Here is a 17,401-nt window from a genome sequence, read left to right as displayed (position 1 = left end):
CTGACGGCCGGGTCTCTCGATACCAAGAGACCTCGATAAATGGGCAGGGACACCCACCGCCACCCATGGTGGTCCGGGGGCTTGCCCCCAGAAAACGTCGCGCAGGAGATCGCCATGACCCGCACTCCCGTCAATGTCACCGTCACCGGCGCCGCCGGCCAGATCGGTTACGCACTCCTCTTCCGCATCGCCTCCGGTCATCTGCTCGGCGCGGACGTGCCGGTCAAGCTGCGCCTCCTGGAGATCCCGCAGGGCCTGAAGGCCGCCGAGGGCACCGCCATGGAGCTCGACGACTGCGCCTTCCCGCTGCTCCGCGGCATCGACATCTCGGACGACCCGAACGTGGCCTTCGACGGTGCGAACGTCGCCCTGCTCGTCGGCGCCCGCCCCCGTACGAAGGGCATGGAGCGCGGCGACCTGCTGGAGGCCAACGGCGGCATCTTCAAGCCGCAGGGCGCCGCCATCAACGCGCACGCCGCGGACGACATCAAGGTCCTGGTCGTCGGCAACCCCGCCAACACCAACGCGCTGATCGCGCAGGCCGCCGCGCCGGACGTACCGGCCGAGCGCTTCACCGCGATGACCCGCCTGGACCACAACCGCGCCGTCTCGCAGCTCGCGCAGAAGACCGGCACCCCGGTCTCCGAGATCCGCAAGCTGACGATCTGGGGCAACCACTCGGCGACGCAGTACCCCGACATCTTCCACGCCGAGGTCGCCGGCAAGAACGCCGCCGAGGCCGTGGGCGACCAGGCGTGGCTGGCCGACACCTTCATTCCGACCGTCGCCAAGCGCGGCGCGGCGATCATCGAGGCCCGCGGCGCGTCCTCGGCCGCCTCGGCCGCCAACGCCGCCATCGACCACGTCCACACCTGGGTCAACGGCACCGCCGCCGGCGACTGGACCTCGATGGGTATCCCCTCGGACGGCTCCTACGGCGTCCCGGAGGGCCTGATCTCCTCCTTCCCCGTCACCACCAAGGACGGCAAGTACGAGATCGTCCAGGGCCTGGAGATCAACGACTTCTCGCGCGAGCGCATCGACGCGTCGGTGCGCGAGCTCTCCGAGGAGCGCGAGGCCGTCCGCGCTCTCGGCCTCCTCTGAGCCGTCCGAACCACCTGAGCCGGCTGCCGGATCCCTGACCCGGTCTCCGCCCGGCTCCAGCCACCGGGCGCCCCCGCCGCCGCCCGCCCCGCCCCCGGCTCCCGGGCAGCCGGCCACGACACCACCTTGGGCCAGTGAGACCACCCGGCTGCTGTGCGCCGGCACCTACCTGGACGACGGGTTCCGCGACGCGGTCATCGACGAGCTGTATGTGCACGCCGAACGGTTCGCCGCGCCGTCCCTGGGCATCGACGCGGCCCGGGTGCTGGCGCACGCCCTGCGCGCCCGGCGGCTCCAACTGGGCTGGGCCGCCGCCATGTTGGCGCTCTGCGTTGTGACCGTCCCGCTGTCCTCGGGCCTCACGCTCTCCTATGTGCTCCCCGTCGTGCTGATCGGACTCGCCCGCATCGTCCGCCGGGCGCCGATCCCGCTGTGGATCGCCGGCACCCTCGCCTTCCTCCTGCGCTGGTACGGGCGGCTGACGCTGCTCGCGTATCTGGTGTTTCTGCTGGTCGCGCTGGTGGGCGGCGTCGGCGCCGGGCTGGGGCTGGTCACGCTGGTGCCGGGCGTTCCGTCGGCGGGCGGCCTGGGCGGCGGTGCGGACTTCGGGTACCCGGGCGGTTCCGGCCAGGGTTCCGCCCTGGCGGCCGTCTGGATCACCCTGCTGCTGTTGCCGGCGCTGGCGGTGCTGGTCGGCCTGCAACGGGGCCAGTTCGCCCGGGTGTTGGCGGGCGAACTGGCCAGGGAGCGGTTCCCCGATGTGGCGGCCGACCCCGCGGAGCGGGCCGAGGGGCTCCGCTTCCGGCGGCTGCGGGACCGGGTGCGGACCGAGCAGCACGGGCCGCTGGTGATGTACCGGGCCGCCGACCCGTTCTGCGGTGCCGGTACCCCGTACAAGACCTGGTCCCTGCCGGTGGAGCTGGTGCCCGGGGACGGCCGGGAGGCCGAACCGCTGGACAACGCCGCCATCCTCCGGCGCATCGTCCCGCTGGTGGCCGCGCTGCGCGAACCGGCACCGCACGGCTCACCACGGGCCGCGGCCGCGGTACGGGACCGGCTGCGCGGTCTGGAGATCGACGAATGCGTCTTCCTCCCTGCCGACGGGCTGCCGTCCCGCGAGGCCGCCCCGTACGCGCCGGCCGACTTCGAGGCGCACCGGGCCGCCGCGGTGGAGGAGGGCGGTGAGACCCGGCGGCACTTCCTGCGGATCCGGGTCGGCGGCTGGCAGGAGGGGATCGTGACCACGGTCTTCGTCCGGGTGCACACCCAGGGCGGGATGCTCATGCTGGAGGTCGCCCCGCATGTGCTGTGGCCGCTGCGGCAGCTCTTCCAGGACGCCGACCGGCTCGCCCACGAGCACCGGCACCACCATGTGTTCGGCAAGACCGTCTGGGCGCTGGTCCGTGCGCCCGGCGCCCTGGGGCGCGCGGTGGCCACGCTGGTACGGGGCCTGCGGTCGGTGTGGCGGCTGGCCGACGGCGGGTACGCGGCGGCGCTGCCCGACGGCCCCGGCTGCTCCGTACGCGAACTGGGCTCCGCCGGTGAGGGATCGCTCTTCCAGGAAATGGACGTCGCGCGCTATCTGCGGACCGTCCAGCACCGCGTGGCGGCGGGGGTGATGACGGCCCTCCAGGAGGCGGGCTATCGCACCGAGGAGTTCGAGCAGCGGATCGTCAACGTCGCCGACGGCGGGGTCTACGTCGAATCCGCACAGGGGGCCGTCGGCATCGGCGACCACAACACCATCACCCACAACGACCGGCGCGGCACCGGATCGCCGGGGCCGAAGGGGAGGACCAGGCGTGGCGACAGCTGACGGACGGGGCGACGGCATCCACATCGGCAGTGTGCACGGTGCCTTCGCCATCGGCGACCACAACACCGTGACGCACCACGAGGGCGGCGGCGCGCCCGTACCGGACCCGGCACAGGAGGAACTGCTCCGCGCGGTACGCGAACTGCGCGACGATCTGGCCCGGGTGGTGCAGAGTCCGCAGGTCGCCGCGTTGAGCACCGAACTGGCCGGCACCGAGACGGAGATCGCGGACACCGGCGCGGCCGGCCCCGGCCGGCTGGCCCGGCTGCGCACGGCGCTGGCCGACGCCGGTTCCGTCGCGGGCCTGCTGGCGTCCGGCGCGGCGGTCGGCCAGGCGGTCGCCGCGCTGGTGGGAGGCTGACGATGACGGGCGGCGGGGCGCACTGGAACGACGAGACGCAGAGCTGGCAGGCGGGCCCGCCGCGGCCCGCCGCGCCGCCGCCCCGCCCTCCGTTCGCGCCCGGCCCGGCGGATGGCGGGTGGACCGACGGCCCGCCACCGGCGGATACCGGCTCTCCGTCCGGGTCCGCCGGGCCGCCGCCCGCGGCCCCGCGAACGACACCCCGGCCGACGACACCCCGGCGGACGGCGGCGCTGGCCGCGGGCGGGGTGGTGGCCGTGCTCGCGGCGGGGTTCGGCGGCTGGCTGCTCTGGGGGCACGGCGGTGACGCGCCCGTCACCGCCCGCCCGCCGGTCGCCGTCGCACCGGTCACCCCGAGCGGCGACGGCACGACTCCGGCCGTCGGTGGCCGCACCGGGTCCGCCGCCCCCTCGTCCCCCGGCGGCTCCGCGGATCCGTCCGCCACCGGGGTGCCGGACGGCTATCAACTCGTCCACGACGACAAGGGGTTCACCACGGCGGTGCCGACGGGCTGGCGGCGCAGCGTCCGCAAGGACGGCGTCTTCTACACCGCGCCGGACGACCACGGCCTGGTGCAGATCTTCGAGGTCACCGAACCGGCCATCACCCCGCGGCAGGCCCTGGCACAGGCGTCGGCATCGCTCTCCGGCAGCCCCGGCTACGCACAGGTCAGCCTCGGACCGCTCGGCTATCCGGCCCCGGACGCCTACCAGTTGGTGTACGCGTACGACAGCGATCGGCTGGGCCGGCGCGTCCAGGTGGCCGACTGCGCCTTCACGGCTGCCGACGGCCGCCAGTTCGCCCTGCTCGTCCTCGGCCCGGCCACCGACTGGCCGCAGCAGGTGGAGACCCAGCGGATCGCCCTGACCTCCTTCGCCCCGACGGGGTGAGGCGGACGGCGGCGGGGACACCAGGCCGGGCCGTCGACGGCGGCGGCCCGCCCGGGTGTCCCCGCCGTCAGGGCAGAGGTCAGCTCAGGACCAGCGCGAAGTGGCTGACGGCGCCCGCGGCCAGGACCAGGAAGACCAGCGGGAAGGAGATGTTGTGGAAGACCCGGGTCCGTATGTGCGCCACGACCGCGCCGATGTAGAACGCGACCAGTCCCACGGCCGCCGCCAGCCCGAGGAGGGGCAGTCCGGCGAACCCGGCCACCAGCCCCACCGCACCGGCGCCCTTGAGGGTCGCGAGGTAGGGCAGCGCGGCGGGCCGCAGGCCGACTTCGGCGGAGTTCGCCAGGACGAACTCCGCCCGTGACAGGTCGGCGGCCACGATGAACACGTTGGCCACGACGCACAGCACGGCGATGACGGCCATGGTCCCCTGGATCACGCCGGTCATCCGGTGTACCGCCCGATCATGTGCAGCGTCGCGGGCGGGACGGGCGCACCGGCCCATTCGGCGATGCGGGCGCGGAAGGCGCCGGCCTCCGGGACGGCCAGGAGCGGGTTCGGGGCGCCCTCGGGAATCCGGAGGGTGAGCAGGAACTCGGCGCCGTCCCCGACCCGGGCGGCGCCGTACTCGATGCCCTCGGGCGCCGCGTCGTGGACCGCCGCGAAGAGTTGGCGCACCGCCTCCTCGACTTCGGGAACACGTTCCGGTTCGGTGCGGAATCGGACGATCTGTACGCTCATGGCGGATGCTCCTACGTGCACGAGTGCGTCGTTCTGTGGTTGACCGCCCCTCCTGACGCCCCGCGCTCCCGAAAGGTGACCACCCACGTGGAACTGATCGAAGATTTTCAGGCCGCGCGACCGCGGCTGCTCTCCCTCGCCCACCGCATCCTGGGCTCCCTGCACGACGCGGAGGACGCGGTGCAGACGACCTGGATCCGCGCCCGGACGGCCGACTGGGCGGCGGTCGACAACCCCGAGGGGTGGTTCACCACCGTGACCGCGCGGCTCTGCCTGGACCAGCTGCGCGCCCGGGACCGCCGCGGTGAGCTCCCGCTGCTCGCCGAGAGCATCCCGGACGCAGAGCTCGCCGCCGACGAGGAGTTCCTGCGCCGCGAGGATGTCTCGCGCGCGCTCCTGGTGCTGCTGGGCCGGCTCACCCCGGCCCAGCGCGTGGCCTATGTGCTGCACGACCTGTTCGCCGTGCCGTTCGACCAGATCGCCACCGTGCTGGACACCGCACCGGCGAACGCGAAGAAACTGGCCAGCCGCGCCCGGCTCCGGCTCGGGGCGCCCGGCGCCGAGCCCCGCGAGACCGCCGGCCACGCGAGGATCGTGGACGCCTTCCTCGCGGCGGCCCGGGGCGGTGACATCGACCGCCTCGTCGCGCTGATGGCGCCGGGGGTGGTGCGGACGGTCGACCCCCGCCTCGTGCGCGAAGGTGCGGCCACCGAGGTGCTGGGCGCCCGGCAGGTGGCCGAGGAGACCAGGTACTTCGCCGACCGGATCCACGCGAGCGTCCCGATGCTCGTCAACGGCGGTCCCGGGGCGGTGATCGCGCCGGGCGGCCACCCCCTGGCCTGCCTCCGTTTCGCGATCGCGGACGGCCGGATCGCCAGGTTCGAGATCACCCGTTTCCGGCCGGACGACAGCGTGCGGCGGTTCTCCGACCTGCCCTGACAGGGGGACGGAAGAGCGGCGGGCCGCGGCCCGCCGCCCCGCCGCGCGCTCAGGTGCCCTGCATCTGCTCGTTCAGCGCCGAGATGTCGAGGGTGACGCCGGGGGCCGGGATCTTGACCGGGACCGGCCGGCCGAAGTCGCTCAGCAGGATGGTGCCGGTCTCGTGGTCGGAGGCGGCGGTGAGTTTGCGGGGGTAGTGCGGGCCGTCGATGGCGACGTAGAGGGTCTGCGTGGCGCCGTCGTTCTTCCTGGTCAGGGGCAGGACCCGGGTGCCGTCCTGGACGGTCGGCGCGCCCTTGGTGAGGGCGGGGGCGGGTGTGGCGCCCGGGGCGGGCGGGTGCTCGGGGACCGCGGCCTGCCGCTGGAACCCGGCGAGATCGCAGGCGCGGGAGAGCTGCTGGAGGAACGGGTCGTCGGTGGTGCCGTGCAGATAACGGTCCTTGAACGTGTCGGCGGCCGCGGTGCCCCGGCTGCCGGGCAGCTGGCTCTTCCAGAAGGCGGCGTCCGGCTTCATCCACACCTGGTCGCCGCGCTTGACGAGGTCGATCCGGCCGAGCGTCCCCCGGCTGATGGTGCCCGCGCAGTTGCCGGCCCGGTCGAGGGTGAGGTCGAGCTTGGTGGGGTCGGCGGTGTTCTCGGTGCGCAGCCGCAGGGACTGGGCGGTCACCAGCTCGTGGAGCGCGTTGTCGGAGATCTGCTGGGCCGACTCGCCCGCGAGGTCCCCCTCGCCGCCGGAGCCGGACGCCGCGGCCAGGCCCGTGCAGGCGACCACCCCGAGAAGGGCTGCGCCGCAGGTCAGGGCGGTGATCGCGGTTGCGGAACGGTGTCTGTTGGTCATCTCGGCACCTCCGGCCCCGAGGGGACGTACAGCTCTCCACGGTACGGTCCAGCGGTTTTACGCGCATATTGGGTGTGTTTTGTGTGAGTCAGATCACTTTCCATGAGTGGGTGGACATAGGTAGGGGGCTTTCGGGGAGGGGCCCCGGTGCTGGTGGGAACCGGCATGCGCACACAGGTAAGCGGAAGGCAGAACACAAGTGTCGGCAAGCGAGACCATTCACGTAGACGGGGTGTGGCTGCCCGCCGCATCCGGCGACACGCGGGAGGTCCTCGACCCCGCCGACGCGACGATCATCCAGCTGGTGGCCGAGGGCGGTGCGCAGGACGCCGACGCGGCGGTCGCGGCCGCCGCCCGTGCCTTCGACGGCGGCGCCGGCGTCTGGCCCCGTACCCCCGTCGCCGAGCGCGCCGCCCTGCTGCGCCGGGTCGCCGACCTGCTCCAGCGCGACCGCGAGGAGATCGCCCTCATCGAGAGCCGGGACACCGGCAAGACCCTGGAGGAGGGCCGGGTCGACGTCGACGACGTCACCAACGCCTTCCGGTACTTCGCCGACGTGGTGACGAACGAGAGCGGCGGGCGGGTCGTCGACGCCGGATCGGCGGATGTGCACAGCGTCGTCGTGCACGAGCCGGTCGGTGTCTGCGCGCTCATCACGCCCTGGAACTACCCGCTGCTGCAGGCCAGTTGGAAGATCGCCCCGGCCCTCGCGGCGGGCAACACCTTCGTGATCAAGCCCAGCGAGGTCACCCCGCTGTCGACCGTGCACCTCATCAGGCTGCTGGTGGCGGCCGGACTGCCGGCCGGGGTCGCGAACCTCGTCACCGGCGCGGGCGTACCGGTCGGCGCGCGGCTCGCCGAACACCCCGACGTCGACCTGTTCTCCTTCACCGGCGGCCTGGTCAGCGGCACCAAGGCCGGGCAGGCCGCGGTGGCCGGCGCCAAGAAGATCGCGCTGGAGCTCGGCGGCAAGAACCCCAATGTGGTGTTCGCCGACGCCTGCGCGACCGAGGAGGGCTTCGACACCGCCGTCGACCAGGCGCTGAACGCGGCGTTCATCCACAGCGGGCAGGTCTGCTCGGCCGGCGCCCGGCTGATCATCGAGGAATCGGTGCGCGACCGTTTCGTCACCGAACTCGCCCGCCGCGCCGAGCGGATCAAGCTCGGCCGCGGCACCGAGGACGGCGTCGAGTGCGGCCCGCTCGTCTCGCAGCAGCAGCTCGACAAGGTCGAGGCGTACGTCGCCTCGGCGCTCGCCGAGGGCGCCCGGCTGCGCTGCGGCGGCGCCCGCCCCGAACCCTCCGAAGTGCGGCCCGCCACCGGCTACTTCTACCCGCCGACCGTGCTGGACGGCTGCCACCGCGAGATGACCGTCGTCCGGGAGGAGACCTTCGGGCCGATCCTGACGGTGGAGACCTTCACCACCGAGGACGAGGCGGTCGCGCTCGCCAACGACACCGAATACGGCCTGGCCGGCGCCGTCTTCTCGGCCGACACCGCCCGCGCCCGGCGGGTCGCCGCCCGGCTGCGGCACGGCACCGTCTGGATCAACGACTACCACCCCTACCTCCCGCAGGCGGAGTGGGGCGGCTTCGGCAAGTCCGGCATCGGCCGGGAACTGGGCCCCACGGGTCTGGACGAGTACCGCGAGAGCAAGCACATTTACGAGAACCTCCGGCCCGCACCCGTGCGGTGGTTCGCCGGCTGACCCACCCGGTGGCGGCGGGCCGCACCGCCCGCCGCCACCCCGCCGGACCCCCTCCGCCCCGCCCGCGCGCGGCGACCGCCACCCCCGGCGCCGCGCCACCACCGCCGTACCGCGGCGGCTCGCGGCAGCTCACGCAGCCCACGCACCGTGCAGAAGGAGCACCCCTCATGTCCCCCTCTTCGTCCGCACCCGCGCCCGCGCCCCGCCCGTCCCGGACGGTCCGGGCCGACTACGTCGTCGTCGGCGGCGGCACCGCCGGTTCCGTCATCGCCTCCCGGCTCACCGAGGACCCCGCCGTCAGCGTCGTCGTCATCGAGGGCGGCCCCACCGACATCGACCGCGACGACGTGCTGACGCTGCGCCGCTGGCTCGGTCTGCTCGGCGGCGACCTCGACTACGGCTACACCACCACCGAGCAGCCGCGCGGCAACTCCCACATCCTGCACAGCCGCGCGAAGGTGCTCGGCGGCTGTTCCTCGCACAACACCCTGATCTCCTTCAAGCCGCTCCCCGGCGACTGGGACGAATGGGCCGAGGCGGGCGCCGCCGGCTGGGACGCCAAGGCCATGGACCCGTACTTCGGCAAGCTGCGCAACCACATCGTCGCGGTGGACGAGAAGGACCGGAACGCCATCGCCCGCGACTTCGTCGAGGCCGCGCAGCACGCCCTGGACGTACCGCGCGTGGAGGGCTTCAACAAGCAGCCGTTCCACGAGGGCGTCGGCTTCTTCGACCTCGCCTACCACCCGGAGAACAACAAGCGCTCCTCCGCGTCGGTGGCCTACCTCCACCCGCACATCGAGGCCGGGGACCGCCCCAACCTCCGCCTGATGCTGGAGACCTGGGCGTACAAGCTGGAGCTGACCGGCGACCGGGCGACCGGGGTGCGGGTGCGCACCAAGGACGGCGCGGAGATCCTGGTCGAGGCCGGGCGCGAGGTGCTGGTCTGCGCGGGCGCGGTGGACACCCCGCGGCTGCTGCTGCACTCCGGTATCGGCCCCCGCGAGGACCTGGAAGCGCTCGGCATCCCCGTCGTACGCGACCTGCCGGGCGTCGGCGAGAACCTCCTCGACCACCCCGAGTCGGTCATCGTCTGGGAGACCGACGGGCCGATCCCCGACAACTCCGCGATGGACTCGGACGCCGGGCTGTTCGTGCGCCGCGACCCCGAATCGCGCGGCCCGGACCTGATGTTCCACTTCTACCAGATCCCGTTCACCGACAACCCGGAGCGGCTCGGCTACGAAAAGCCCCCGCACGGTGTGTCGATGACGCCGAACATCCCCAAGCCCAAGAGCCGCGGCCGGATCTACCTCACCAGCGCCGACCCCGAGGTCAAGCCGGCGCTGGACTTCCGCTACTTCACGGACGAGGCGGATGACGACGGCCGGACCCTGGTCGACGGCATCAAGATCGCCCGGGAGATCGCCAAGACCGAGCCGCTGGCCGGCTGGCTCAAGCGCGAGGTCTGCCCCGGCCCCGAGGTCACCTCCGACGAGGACATCAGCGAGTACGCCCGCAAGGTCGCGCACACCGTCTACCACCCGGCCGGCACCTGCAAGATGGGCGCCGCCGATGACGAACTGGCCGTCGTCGACCCGGAGTTGAGGATCCGCGGACTGACGGGCATCCGCATCGCCGACGCCTCCGTCTTCCCGACCATGCCCGCCGTCAACCCGATGATCGGGGTGCTGATGGTGGGGGAGAAGTGCGCCGAACTGCTCCACCGGGCACCGGAGAAGGGCGGTGATGCGTGATGGCGAACCTCACCGCCGACGCCTCCGACGTACCCAAGTCCCGTACGGAGCAGGGCAGTTCCGGGCGGCCGGATGCCGCGGACCCGGCCGGGCAGGGCGACCGCGACGTCGTCTTCTCCGTCCGCCACCTGTGGAAGGTCTTCGGCCCCGGCGCCGACCGCATCCCCGACGACACCTCCGTCGCCGGCCTCTCCGCCCAGGAGCTGCGCGAGCGGACCGGCTGCACGGCCGCCGTCCGCGATGTCTCCTTCGACGTCCACAAGGGCGAGGTCTTCGTCGTCATGGGGCTCTCCGGCTCCGGCAAGTCCACCCTGGTGCGCTGTCTGACCAGGCTCATCGAGCCGACCAGCGGCGGCCTGGAGATGGACGGCGAGGACGTCCGCGCCATGGACCGCGGCACACTGCGCGAACTGCGCCGCCGCCGCGCCTCGATGGTCTTCCAGCACTTCGGCCTGCTGCCGCACCGCACCGTCCTGGACAACGTCGGCTACGGCCTGGAGATCCAGGGCATGGGCCGGGCCGAACGCCGGGAGCGCGCCACCGAGATGGTGGCGAAGGTCGGCCTGGCCGGACTGGAACGGCGCCGCCCCGGACAGCTCTCCGGCGGTCAGCAACAGCGCGTCGGGCTGGCCCGCGCGCTCGCCGTGGACCCCGAAGTCCTGCTGTTCGACGAGCCGTTCAGCGCCCTCGACCCGCTCATCCGGCGCGATATGCAGGAGGAGGTCGTCCGCCTGCACCGCGAGGAGGGGCGGACCATGGTCTTCATCACGCACGACCTCGCCGAGGCGCTGCGGGTCGGTGACCGGATCGCCCTGATGCGCGACGGCAAGATCGTCCAGCTCGGCACCCCCGAGGAGATCGTCGGCTCACCGGCCGACGACTACGTCCGCGACTTCGTCCGGGACGTCCCGCGCGAACAGGTGCTGACCGTGCGCCGCGCGATGCGCCCGGCCACCGACGGCGAGGCGGGCGAGGGACCGGCGCTGAGCCCGGACACCCTCATCTGCGACGCCATCGAGGCGGTCGCCCGCTCCGGCGGCGCGGCCCGCGTCATGGACGGCGCCCGCTGCCTGGGCATCGTCGACCACGCCTGCCTGCTGAACGTGGTCGCCCGCATCGACCGCCCGCACCGCGGCGAGGTGGCCGCCTGATGTACGCCGCCGCCCCCCGCCGCGGCGCCGTCCGCGCCGCCGCGCCCGCCGCCCCGCCCCGCCCCGCGGCAGGCGTCACCGCCCGGCTGCGCACCGCGCTGCTGCGCCACTGGCGCGAGGCCCAGCGCGCCGCCGCGCGGAACGTACCGGCCGGCACCGTGAAACGGGGCCGCGCATGAGCACCGCCGCGCCCCCCACCACACCCGGCCCGCTGACCGCCGCCGACGGCGGCCCCCTCCGGACGGCACTGCGCCACCGCGGCCTCGGCAAGCTCCTGCTGCTCGCCGTCGCCGCGGCGGTCCTGGTCCCGCTCGTCCGCGCCACCTGGCCCGGCGCCACCTGGCCCACCGGCCTGACCGTCGACCTGTCCGGCCCGCTCGGCCGGACCAGCGACTGGATCATCGACAACCGCGACAGCCACCCGCTGTTCGTCTACGTCCTCGGCCACCTCAGCAACGCCGTCGTGCTCTCCGTACGCGCCGTCTACCTGCTGCTGCTCGCGCTCGGCTGGACCGGTGTGACGGCCGGCGTCACGCTGCTCGCCTGGCGCGTCGCGGGCCTGCGCATCGCCGCGACCGCACTGGTCTCCTTCGCGGTCAGCGGTCTGCTGGGCATGTGGGTGCCGACCATGCAGACGCTCGCCCTGATGGTCGTCGCGGTGCTCGCCTCGGTCGTCGTCGGCGCGCTGCTCGGCCTGGCCGCCGGGCTCTCGGACCGGGTGTTCCGCCTGCTGCGGCCCGTCCTGGACACCATGCAGGTGCTGCCCGCCTTCGCGTATCTGCTGCCCGTCGTGCTGGTCTTCGGCATCGGCGTACCGGCCGCACTGCTGGCCACCGTCGTCTACGCGGCCCCGCCGATGGCGCGGCTGACCGCGCTCGGCCTGCGCGGCGCGGACCCCGGTGTCCTGGAGGCCGTCTCCTCGCTCGGCGCCACCGGCCGGCAGCGGCTGCTGACCGCCCGGCTCCCGCTGGCCCGCAAGGAACTGCTGCTCGGCGTCAACCAGACGATCATGATGGCGCTCTCCATGGTCGTGATCGCCTCGATGATCGGCGCGGCCGGCCTCGGCGACCGCGTCTACCAGGCACTGGCCTCGGTGGACGTCGGCGCCGCGCTCGCCGCCGCGATCCCCATCGTGCTGCTCGCCATCGTCATGGACCGCACCACCGCGGCGGCCGGCGCCCGGCTCGGCTCCCCGGCGGACACCACCGGGCCGAAGGCGCTGCGCGGCCCGCTCGCCTGGGCCGGTATCGCCGTACTCACCGCCGTCCTCGCCGTCGCCGGGCGGCTCGCCGGCTCACCGGTCTGGCCGGCCGGCTGGACGGTGGCCATCGCCCGCCCCGTCAACGACGTCAAGGAGTGGATGGTCGACCACCTCTACTCCGGCGTCCCCGTCGTCGGCGGCACCGCGGACTGGGCCGCGCACTTCACCGACTGGGTGCTCAACCCGCTCCGCGACGGCCTGACCGCGCTGCCCTGGTACGGCGCACTGCTCATCGTCGCCGCACTGGCCTGGCTCATCGGCACCTGGCGCACCGCCCTGACCGCCGTCCTCGCGATGGCCGCCATCGGCGTGCTCGGCGTCTGGAAGCCCGCCATGAACACCCTCTCCCAGGTGCTCGCCGCCCTCGCGGTGACCCTGGTGATCGGCTTCGCCGTGGGCATCGCGGCCGCCGGCAGCCGACGCCTGGAGGCGGTGCTGCGGCCCGTCCTGGACGTCATGCAGACGATGCCGCAGTTCGTGTACCTGATCCCGGTCGTCGCGCTGTTCGCCGTGGGCCGCGCCCCGGCCGCCGCCGCGGCCGTCGTCTACGCGCTGCCCGCCGTCATCCGCATCACCACCCAGGGCCTGCGCCAGGTCGACCCCGGGGCCGTGGAGTCGGCCCGCTCGCTCGGCGCCACCCGCCGGCAGCTGCTGCGCCAGGTCCAGCTCCCGCTGGCCCGGCCCGCGCTGCTGCTGGCCGTCAACCAGGGCGTGGTCCTCGTCCTCGCCGTCGTCATCATCGGCGGCCTGGTGGGCGGCGGCGCGCTCGGCTACGACGTCGTCACCGGCCTGGCCACCGGCGATCTGGCCCTCGGCCTGGTCGCGGGCGTCGCCATCGTCTGCCTGGGGCTGATGCTCGACCGGGTCACCCAGCCGACGGCCCGCCGCACGGCGAAGGGAGCCTGACCATGTCCTCGACCCCCTCCGCGACACCTGCCACGGCCGCCGCCCGGCGCGTCCGCCGCCGCACCGCCGCCGGCAGCGCACTGCTGGCCGGGGCGGTGCTGCTCTCGCTCACCGGCTGCGGCAAGGCCGATATGACCAAACAGGCGTCGCCGTTCGCGGCGGCCCAGGGCGCCAAGTCCGTCACCCTCTCCGTACAGACCTGGATCGGCGCCCAGGCCAATGTCGCGGTGGCGAAGTACCTCCTGGAACACGAGCTGGACTACCACGTGGACACCGTCCAGGTGGACGAGATCCCCGCCTGGGACGCGCTCAGCCAGGGCCGGGTCGACGCGATCCTGGAGGACTGGGGCCACCCCGACCAGGAGCGGCGCTACGTCCAGGACAAGAAGACGATCACCGCGGGCGGCGGCAACGGCGTCACCGGCCACATCGGCTGGTTCGTCCCCAAGTACTGGGCCGACGCCCACCCCGAGGTCACCGACTGGAAGAACCTCAACAAGTTCGCCGCGCAGCTGCGCACACCGGAGAGCGGCGACAAGGGCCAGCTGATGGACGGTTCACCGTCCTACGTCACCAATGACAAGGCGCTGGTGAAGAACCTCCACCTCGACTACGAGGTCGTCTTCGCTGGCTCCGAGGCGGCGCAGATCACCCAGATCCAGCAGTTCGCCAAGGAGAAGAAGCCCTTCCTGACGTACTGGTACCAGCCGCAGTGGCTCTTCAACCAGGTGCCGATGGTGGAGGTGAAACTCCCCGCGTACACCGACGCCTGCGCGGAAAAGGGCGCGAAGGACCCCACGACCGTCGACTGCGCCTATCCGACCACCCCGCTCCAGAAGTACTTCAACACCGACTTCGCCCAAAGCGGCGGTGCGGCCGCGGCCTTCCTGAAGTCCTTCACCTGGACCAAGGAGAACCAGAACGACGTCTCCGAGATGATCGCCTCGGACGGCCTCTCCGCGGACGAGGCGGCCAAACGCTGGGTCGAGAAGAACCCGGACGTCTGGAAGCGGTGGCTGCCCGGGAAGTAGCCGCGGAATCAGCCGTACGCGGAGTGCGCGGCCGCCCGGCGTGCGGCGTACCGCCGGGCACCCCGGGCGCGGGCCGTATTCCTTTGGTCATACGGCCCGCGCCCCGGCTCCTTCTCAGGGTGCACGGTGCGCGCCGTGCACGTGCCGATAATCGAGAGCATGTCCTTTCTGCCGCCGCCCGGTCCGCACCGCGCATCCCGGGAAAACACCACGTGGCGCCGGAGCTGGCTGCCGCTCACCGCGGAAGCGGGCACGGCGGTGTGCTACCTCGTGGCCGTCTCCAGCGGCGACTTCGGTTTCTTCGGTGCGCTGCCCGCGCTGCTGCGGACGTTCCTGGGCTGCGCCGCGGTCGCCCTGCTGCTGCTCCGCCGCAAGCTGCCCCTCATGGCGCTGCTCGGCCTCGGCTTCCTGGCCGGGGTGCTGCCGACCGTCGGACTGCTGACGGCCGTGGCCGCCTTCACCGCGGCGCGGCGCACCGACGATCCGCGCTACCGCGGCGGCGTCCTGCTCGCCGCGGCCGGCCTCCCGGTGGTCATCAGCACGGTCGGCACCCTCGTCCTCGGCCACGGCGGCTGGCTGGCCGGTTTCGCGCTCGGCGCGGTGGTCGGCGGGGTGGGCGTGCTCATCCCCGGCCTGGTCGGCAGCTCCGTCGGCCAGCAGGAACGCCTGCTGCTGGCGCTGCACGACCGCGCCGCGGCCGCCGAGGAGGCCCGCAGGATCGCCGACAGCGCCTCCCGGGTCGAGGAGCGCTCCCGGATCGCCGCCGAGATGCACGATCTGGTCGGCCACCGGCTCAGCCTGATCTCGCTGCACACCGGCGGTCTGGAGCTGACGCTCGCGGCCAGGGCCCCCGAACTCACGGAGGACGCCGCGCAGATCCGGCTGGCGACCCGGGACGCGATGCGCGAACTGCGGGAAGTGCTGGGCGTGCTGGGCCCGTTGGGGCGTGACACCGGAACCGAGGCGTTGACGGACGCCACCGGCACCCGCACCGACATCGACGCGCTCGCCGAGGAGTCCCGGGCCGCCGGTATCCCCGTCGACTTCACCTGGCACGGTGCCGACCTGGACACCCTGGAGCCGCGGGTCCGGCGCGCCGTGCACCGCGTGGTCCGCGAGTCGCTCACCAACGTCCACCGCTACGCGACCGGCGCCGTCGTCGAACTGGCCGTCACCCGCACCGACGACCGCGTCGGCGTACGGATCCGCAACGGCGCCCCGCCCACCCCGCCCGAGGCCGCCACCGGCCTGGGCACCGGCCGCGGCCTGACCGGTCTGCGCGAGCGGGTCCGGCTCCTCGGCGGCGAACTGCACACCGGGCCGACCCCGTCCGGCGGCTTCCTCGTCGAGGCGGTGCTGCCCACCCGCCCGGACGCCGCCGCCCCGGCCGACGGCGACGGCCCGCCGCCCGGCGGTGTCCCGGCCGCCGAGGTGTCCCGGCGCTCGGGCGCACTGCCGGACGCGGCGCGCCAACCGCCCGGTATGCCGCGCCAACTGCCGGGCGCACTGCGCAGGTTGCCCGGTGTTGTGCGCCATCTGCCGGGCCTGGCGGCCGCGGCACTGGGGCTCGCCGGGGTGGGGGCGATGCTGTTCTTCGGCCTGACGCTGGTGCAGAGCTCCCGGCCGGTCCAGGAGAGCCTGCCCGACCGTACGGTGCGTACGGGTATGACCGTGCCCGAGGTCCGGGCGGTGACCGGCGCGGACAGCGACCTGGTCCGCGCGGCCGCGGCGGGCCGCGAACCGGCCCGTTCGCCCGGGACGAGCTGCCTGTTCCCGTACCGGACGGACGTGGGGAAGGACGGCCGGCTCCCGATCACCCGATACTGCTTCCGCGACGGCATTCTGGTCGAAATCACCGAATTCACCGTCCCGCTGGCCCCGGAAGGCCCCCCTGCCACCGGACGCCCCACCCCGGCACCCGACACCCGCCACGGCGGCGACGGACGGACCTGACGACACCTGTCGCGGCCCCCTCCCGCGCCCGCCCTCCGCCGCCCCGCCACCACCCGCATCGCCCGCCCCCACCGCCCCACCGCCAACGGAGAGCCCGATGAACACGACGCCGCCCGCGCACACCCCGGCCCCCCACGACAAGCCCAGGATCCGCGTCCTCCTCGCCGACGACGAGGAGATGATCCGGCACGGCGTCCGGCTGATCCTCCGGCACGCCGAGGACATCGAGGTGGTCGCCGAGGCCGCCAACGGTGCGGAGGCGGTCGAGATGGCCGGGCGGCAGCCGGTGGACGTCGCGCTGGTCGATATCCGGATGCCGGTACTGGACGGGCTCGCGGCCATCGGGCAACTGGTGCTGCTCGACCCCGCACCGCAGGTCGTCATGCTCACCACCTTCGGCGACGAGGAGAACGTCATCCGCGCCCTGCACGCCGGCGCCGGCGGCTTCCTGCTCAAGGACGAGGGGCCGCAGGAACTGATCAACGCCGTACGGGCCGCGGCGGCCGGCGACGCGGTGCTCTCACCCGGCGTCACCGGCCACGTCGTCAAGCGGATGCTCCAGGGCGGCGGCCGGATCGGCGCGGCCACCACCGGCACCCCCGACCAGCGGCTGGCCGCCCTCACCGACCGCGAACGCGAGGTGCTGACGATGCTCGGCGCCGGACTGCCGAACCTGGAGATCGGCCGCCGCCTCGACATCGGCCTCGGCACCGTCAAGACCCATGTGGGCCGCATCCTGGAGAAGACCGGCACCGGCAGCCGGGTACAGGCCGCCCTCCTCGCCCACCAGGCGGGGCTGATGGGGTAACGCGGGCTCCGCACCCCTGACAGGCCGCTGCCCGGCCACGAACCGTTCCTAAACAGTGTTCAGGAGTGGCATTTGCTGCCAGCTCCCGGAACTGCGCGCGTCCCGAACGGTGTTGGATGCGCTGGTCTCCCGCGTTC

The 17,401-nt window shown here is 73.5% G+C and carries 15 protein-coding genes and 1 pseudogene; 13 read left to right on the top strand and 3 right to left on the bottom strand.

Translation table 11 applies throughout. The annotated features are described in order from the left end of the window. The first annotated feature begins 114 nt into the window (after positions 1-114). From IH09_RS23970 to IH09_RS23955, 4 genes are all read left to right on the top strand, one after another. Positions 115-1,104, top strand: a complete 990-nt coding sequence (locus IH09_RS23970) for a malate dehydrogenase (protein ID WP_052859542.1) — start codon at positions 115-117, stop codon at positions 1,102-1,104. Positions 1,105-1,315: 211 nt separating this feature from the next. After that, complete coding sequence (locus tag IH09_RS23965) at positions 1,316-2,920, top strand: hypothetical protein (RefSeq protein WP_318279533.1); 1,605 nt, start codon at positions 1,316-1,318, stop codon at positions 2,918-2,920. Further along, positions 2,907-3,281, top strand: a complete 375-nt coding sequence (locus tag IH09_RS23960) for a hypothetical protein (protein WP_052859540.1) — start codon at positions 2,907-2,909, stop codon at positions 3,279-3,281. Before IH09_RS23965 ends, IH09_RS23960 begins: the two co-directional genes overlap by 14 nt. Before the next feature lie 2 nt (positions 3,282-3,283). Next, positions 3,284-4,171, top strand: a complete 888-nt coding sequence (locus IH09_RS23955) for a hypothetical protein (protein WP_052859539.1) — start codon at positions 3,284-3,286, stop codon at positions 4,169-4,171. Between the two features lie 79 nt (positions 4,172-4,250). On the opposite strand, the gene IH09_RS23950 is transcribed toward IH09_RS23955, so the two are convergent. Beyond that, positions 4,251-4,619, bottom strand: a complete 369-nt coding sequence (locus IH09_RS23950) for a DoxX family protein (protein WP_052859538.1) — start codon at positions 4,617-4,619, stop codon at positions 4,251-4,253. Further along, complete coding sequence (locus IH09_RS23945) at positions 4,616-4,912, bottom strand: hypothetical protein (protein ID WP_052859537.1); 297 nt, start codon at positions 4,910-4,912, stop codon at positions 4,616-4,618. Before IH09_RS23945 ends, IH09_RS23950 begins: the two co-directional genes overlap by 4 nt. An 87-nt stretch (positions 4,913-4,999) precedes the next feature. Here IH09_RS23945 and IH09_RS23940 point away from each other — a divergent pair, with 87 nt between their 5' ends. Further along, positions 5,000-5,851, top strand: a complete 852-nt coding sequence (locus IH09_RS23940) for a sigma-70 family RNA polymerase sigma factor (RefSeq protein WP_052859536.1) — start codon at positions 5,000-5,002, stop codon at positions 5,849-5,851. A 49-nt stretch (positions 5,852-5,900) separates the two neighbouring features. On the opposite strand, the gene IH09_RS23935 is transcribed toward IH09_RS23940, so the two are convergent. Further along, positions 5,901-6,689 (bottom strand): hypothetical protein, encoded by a 789-nt coding sequence (locus IH09_RS23935; RefSeq protein ID WP_052859535.1) that lies wholly within the window; start codon positions 6,687-6,689, stop codon positions 5,901-5,903. Positions 6,690-6,888: 199 nt separating this feature from the next. Here IH09_RS23935 and IH09_RS23930 point away from each other — a divergent pair, with 199 nt between their 5' ends. The 8 genes and pseudogenes from IH09_RS23930 (at position 6,889) to IH09_RS23895 (ending at position 17,264) form a co-directional block, all read left to right on the top strand. Then, the gene (locus tag IH09_RS23930) at positions 6,889-8,397 is read left to right on the top strand and encodes an aldehyde dehydrogenase family protein (RefSeq protein ID WP_052859534.1); all 1,509 of its coding nucleotides are present in this window, start codon (positions 6,889-6,891) and stop codon (positions 8,395-8,397) included. Between the two features lie 196 nt (positions 8,398-8,593). Beyond that, a pseudogene (locus IH09_RS23925) lies at positions 8,594-10,154 on the top strand (GMC family oxidoreductase); the annotation flags it as partial. Then, positions 10,154-11,305 (top strand): quaternary amine ABC transporter ATP-binding protein, encoded by a 1,152-nt coding sequence (locus tag IH09_RS23920; RefSeq protein WP_052859532.1) that lies wholly within the window; start codon positions 10,154-10,156, stop codon positions 11,303-11,305. The pseudogene IH09_RS23925 and the gene IH09_RS23920, both read left to right, overlap by 1 nt. After that, positions 11,305-11,484 (top strand): hypothetical protein, encoded by a 180-nt coding sequence (locus IH09_RS23915; RefSeq protein ID WP_052859531.1) that lies wholly within the window; start codon positions 11,305-11,307, stop codon positions 11,482-11,484. Before IH09_RS23920 ends, IH09_RS23915 begins: the two co-directional genes overlap by 1 nt. Beyond that, positions 11,481-13,472, top strand: a complete 1,992-nt coding sequence (locus IH09_RS23910; protein WP_052859530.1) for an ABC transporter permease — start codon at positions 11,481-11,483, stop codon at positions 13,470-13,472. Before IH09_RS23915 ends, IH09_RS23910 begins: the two co-directional genes overlap by 4 nt. Before the next feature lie 2 nt (positions 13,473-13,474). After that, positions 13,475-14,503 carry an ABC transporter substrate-binding protein gene (locus tag IH09_RS23905; protein ID WP_052859529.1) on the top strand — a complete coding sequence of 343 codons (1,029 nt, stop codon included), beginning with the start codon at positions 13,475-13,477 and terminating at the stop codon, positions 14,501-14,503. 159 nt (positions 14,504-14,662) lie between these two features. Then, positions 14,663-16,456, top strand: coding sequence for a sensor histidine kinase (locus IH09_RS23900; RefSeq protein ID WP_052859528.1), 1,794 nt, complete (start codon positions 14,663-14,665; stop codon positions 16,454-16,456). A gap of 97 nt (positions 16,457-16,553) precedes the next feature. Beyond that, positions 16,554-17,264 (top strand): response regulator, encoded by a 711-nt coding sequence (locus IH09_RS23895; protein WP_052859527.1) that lies wholly within the window; start codon positions 16,554-16,556, stop codon positions 17,262-17,264. The last annotated feature ends 137 nt before the right edge of the window (positions 17,265-17,401 follow it).

The sequence above is a fragment of the Streptomyces celluloflavus genome (assembly GCA_000720995.1).
Taxonomy (GTDB): domain Bacteria; phylum Actinomycetota; class Actinomycetes; order Streptomycetales; family Streptomycetaceae; genus Streptomyces; species Streptomyces celluloflavus.
The sequence above is the reverse complement of the archived record's forward strand: the minus strand, read 5'-3'. Positions and strand labels throughout refer to the sequence as shown.

Bases quoted from the DNA above. Each gene is read 5' to 3' on its own strand.
- IH09_RS23945 (WP_052859537.1), bottom strand. From the start codon at position 4,912: ATGAGCGTACAGATCGTCCGATTCCGCACCGAACCGGAACGTGTTCCC.
- IH09_RS23900 (WP_052859528.1), top strand. From the start codon at position 14,663: ATGTCCTTTCTGCCGCCGCCCGGTCCGCACCGCGCATCCCGGGAAAAC.
- IH09_RS23905 (WP_052859529.1), top strand. From the start codon at position 13,475: ATGTCCTCGACCCCCTCCGCGACACCTGCCACGGCCGCCGCCCGGCGC.
- IH09_RS23955 (WP_052859539.1), top strand. From the start codon at position 3,284: ATGACGGGCGGCGGGGCGCACTGGAACGACGAGACGCAGAGCTGGCAG.
- IH09_RS23910 (WP_052859530.1), top strand. From the start codon at position 11,481: ATGAGCACCGCCGCGCCCCCCACCACACCCGGCCCGCTGACCGCCGCC.
- IH09_RS23935 (WP_052859535.1), bottom strand. From the start codon at position 6,689: ATGACCAACAGACACCGTTCCGCAACCGCGATCACCGCCCTGACCTGC.
- IH09_RS23915 (WP_052859531.1), top strand. From the start codon at position 11,305: ATGTACGCCGCCGCCCCCCGCCGCGGCGCCGTCCGCGCCGCCGCGCCC.
- IH09_RS23950 (WP_052859538.1), bottom strand. From the start codon at position 4,619: ATGACCGGCGTGATCCAGGGGACCATGGCCGTCATCGCCGTGCTGTGC.
- IH09_RS23970 (WP_052859542.1), top strand. From the start codon at position 115: ATGACCCGCACTCCCGTCAATGTCACCGTCACCGGCGCCGCCGGCCAG.
- IH09_RS23920 (WP_052859532.1), top strand. From the start codon at position 10,154: ATGGCGAACCTCACCGCCGACGCCTCCGACGTACCCAAGTCCCGTACG.
- IH09_RS23895 (WP_052859527.1), top strand. From the start codon at position 16,554: ATGAACACGACGCCGCCCGCGCACACCCCGGCCCCCCACGACAAGCCC.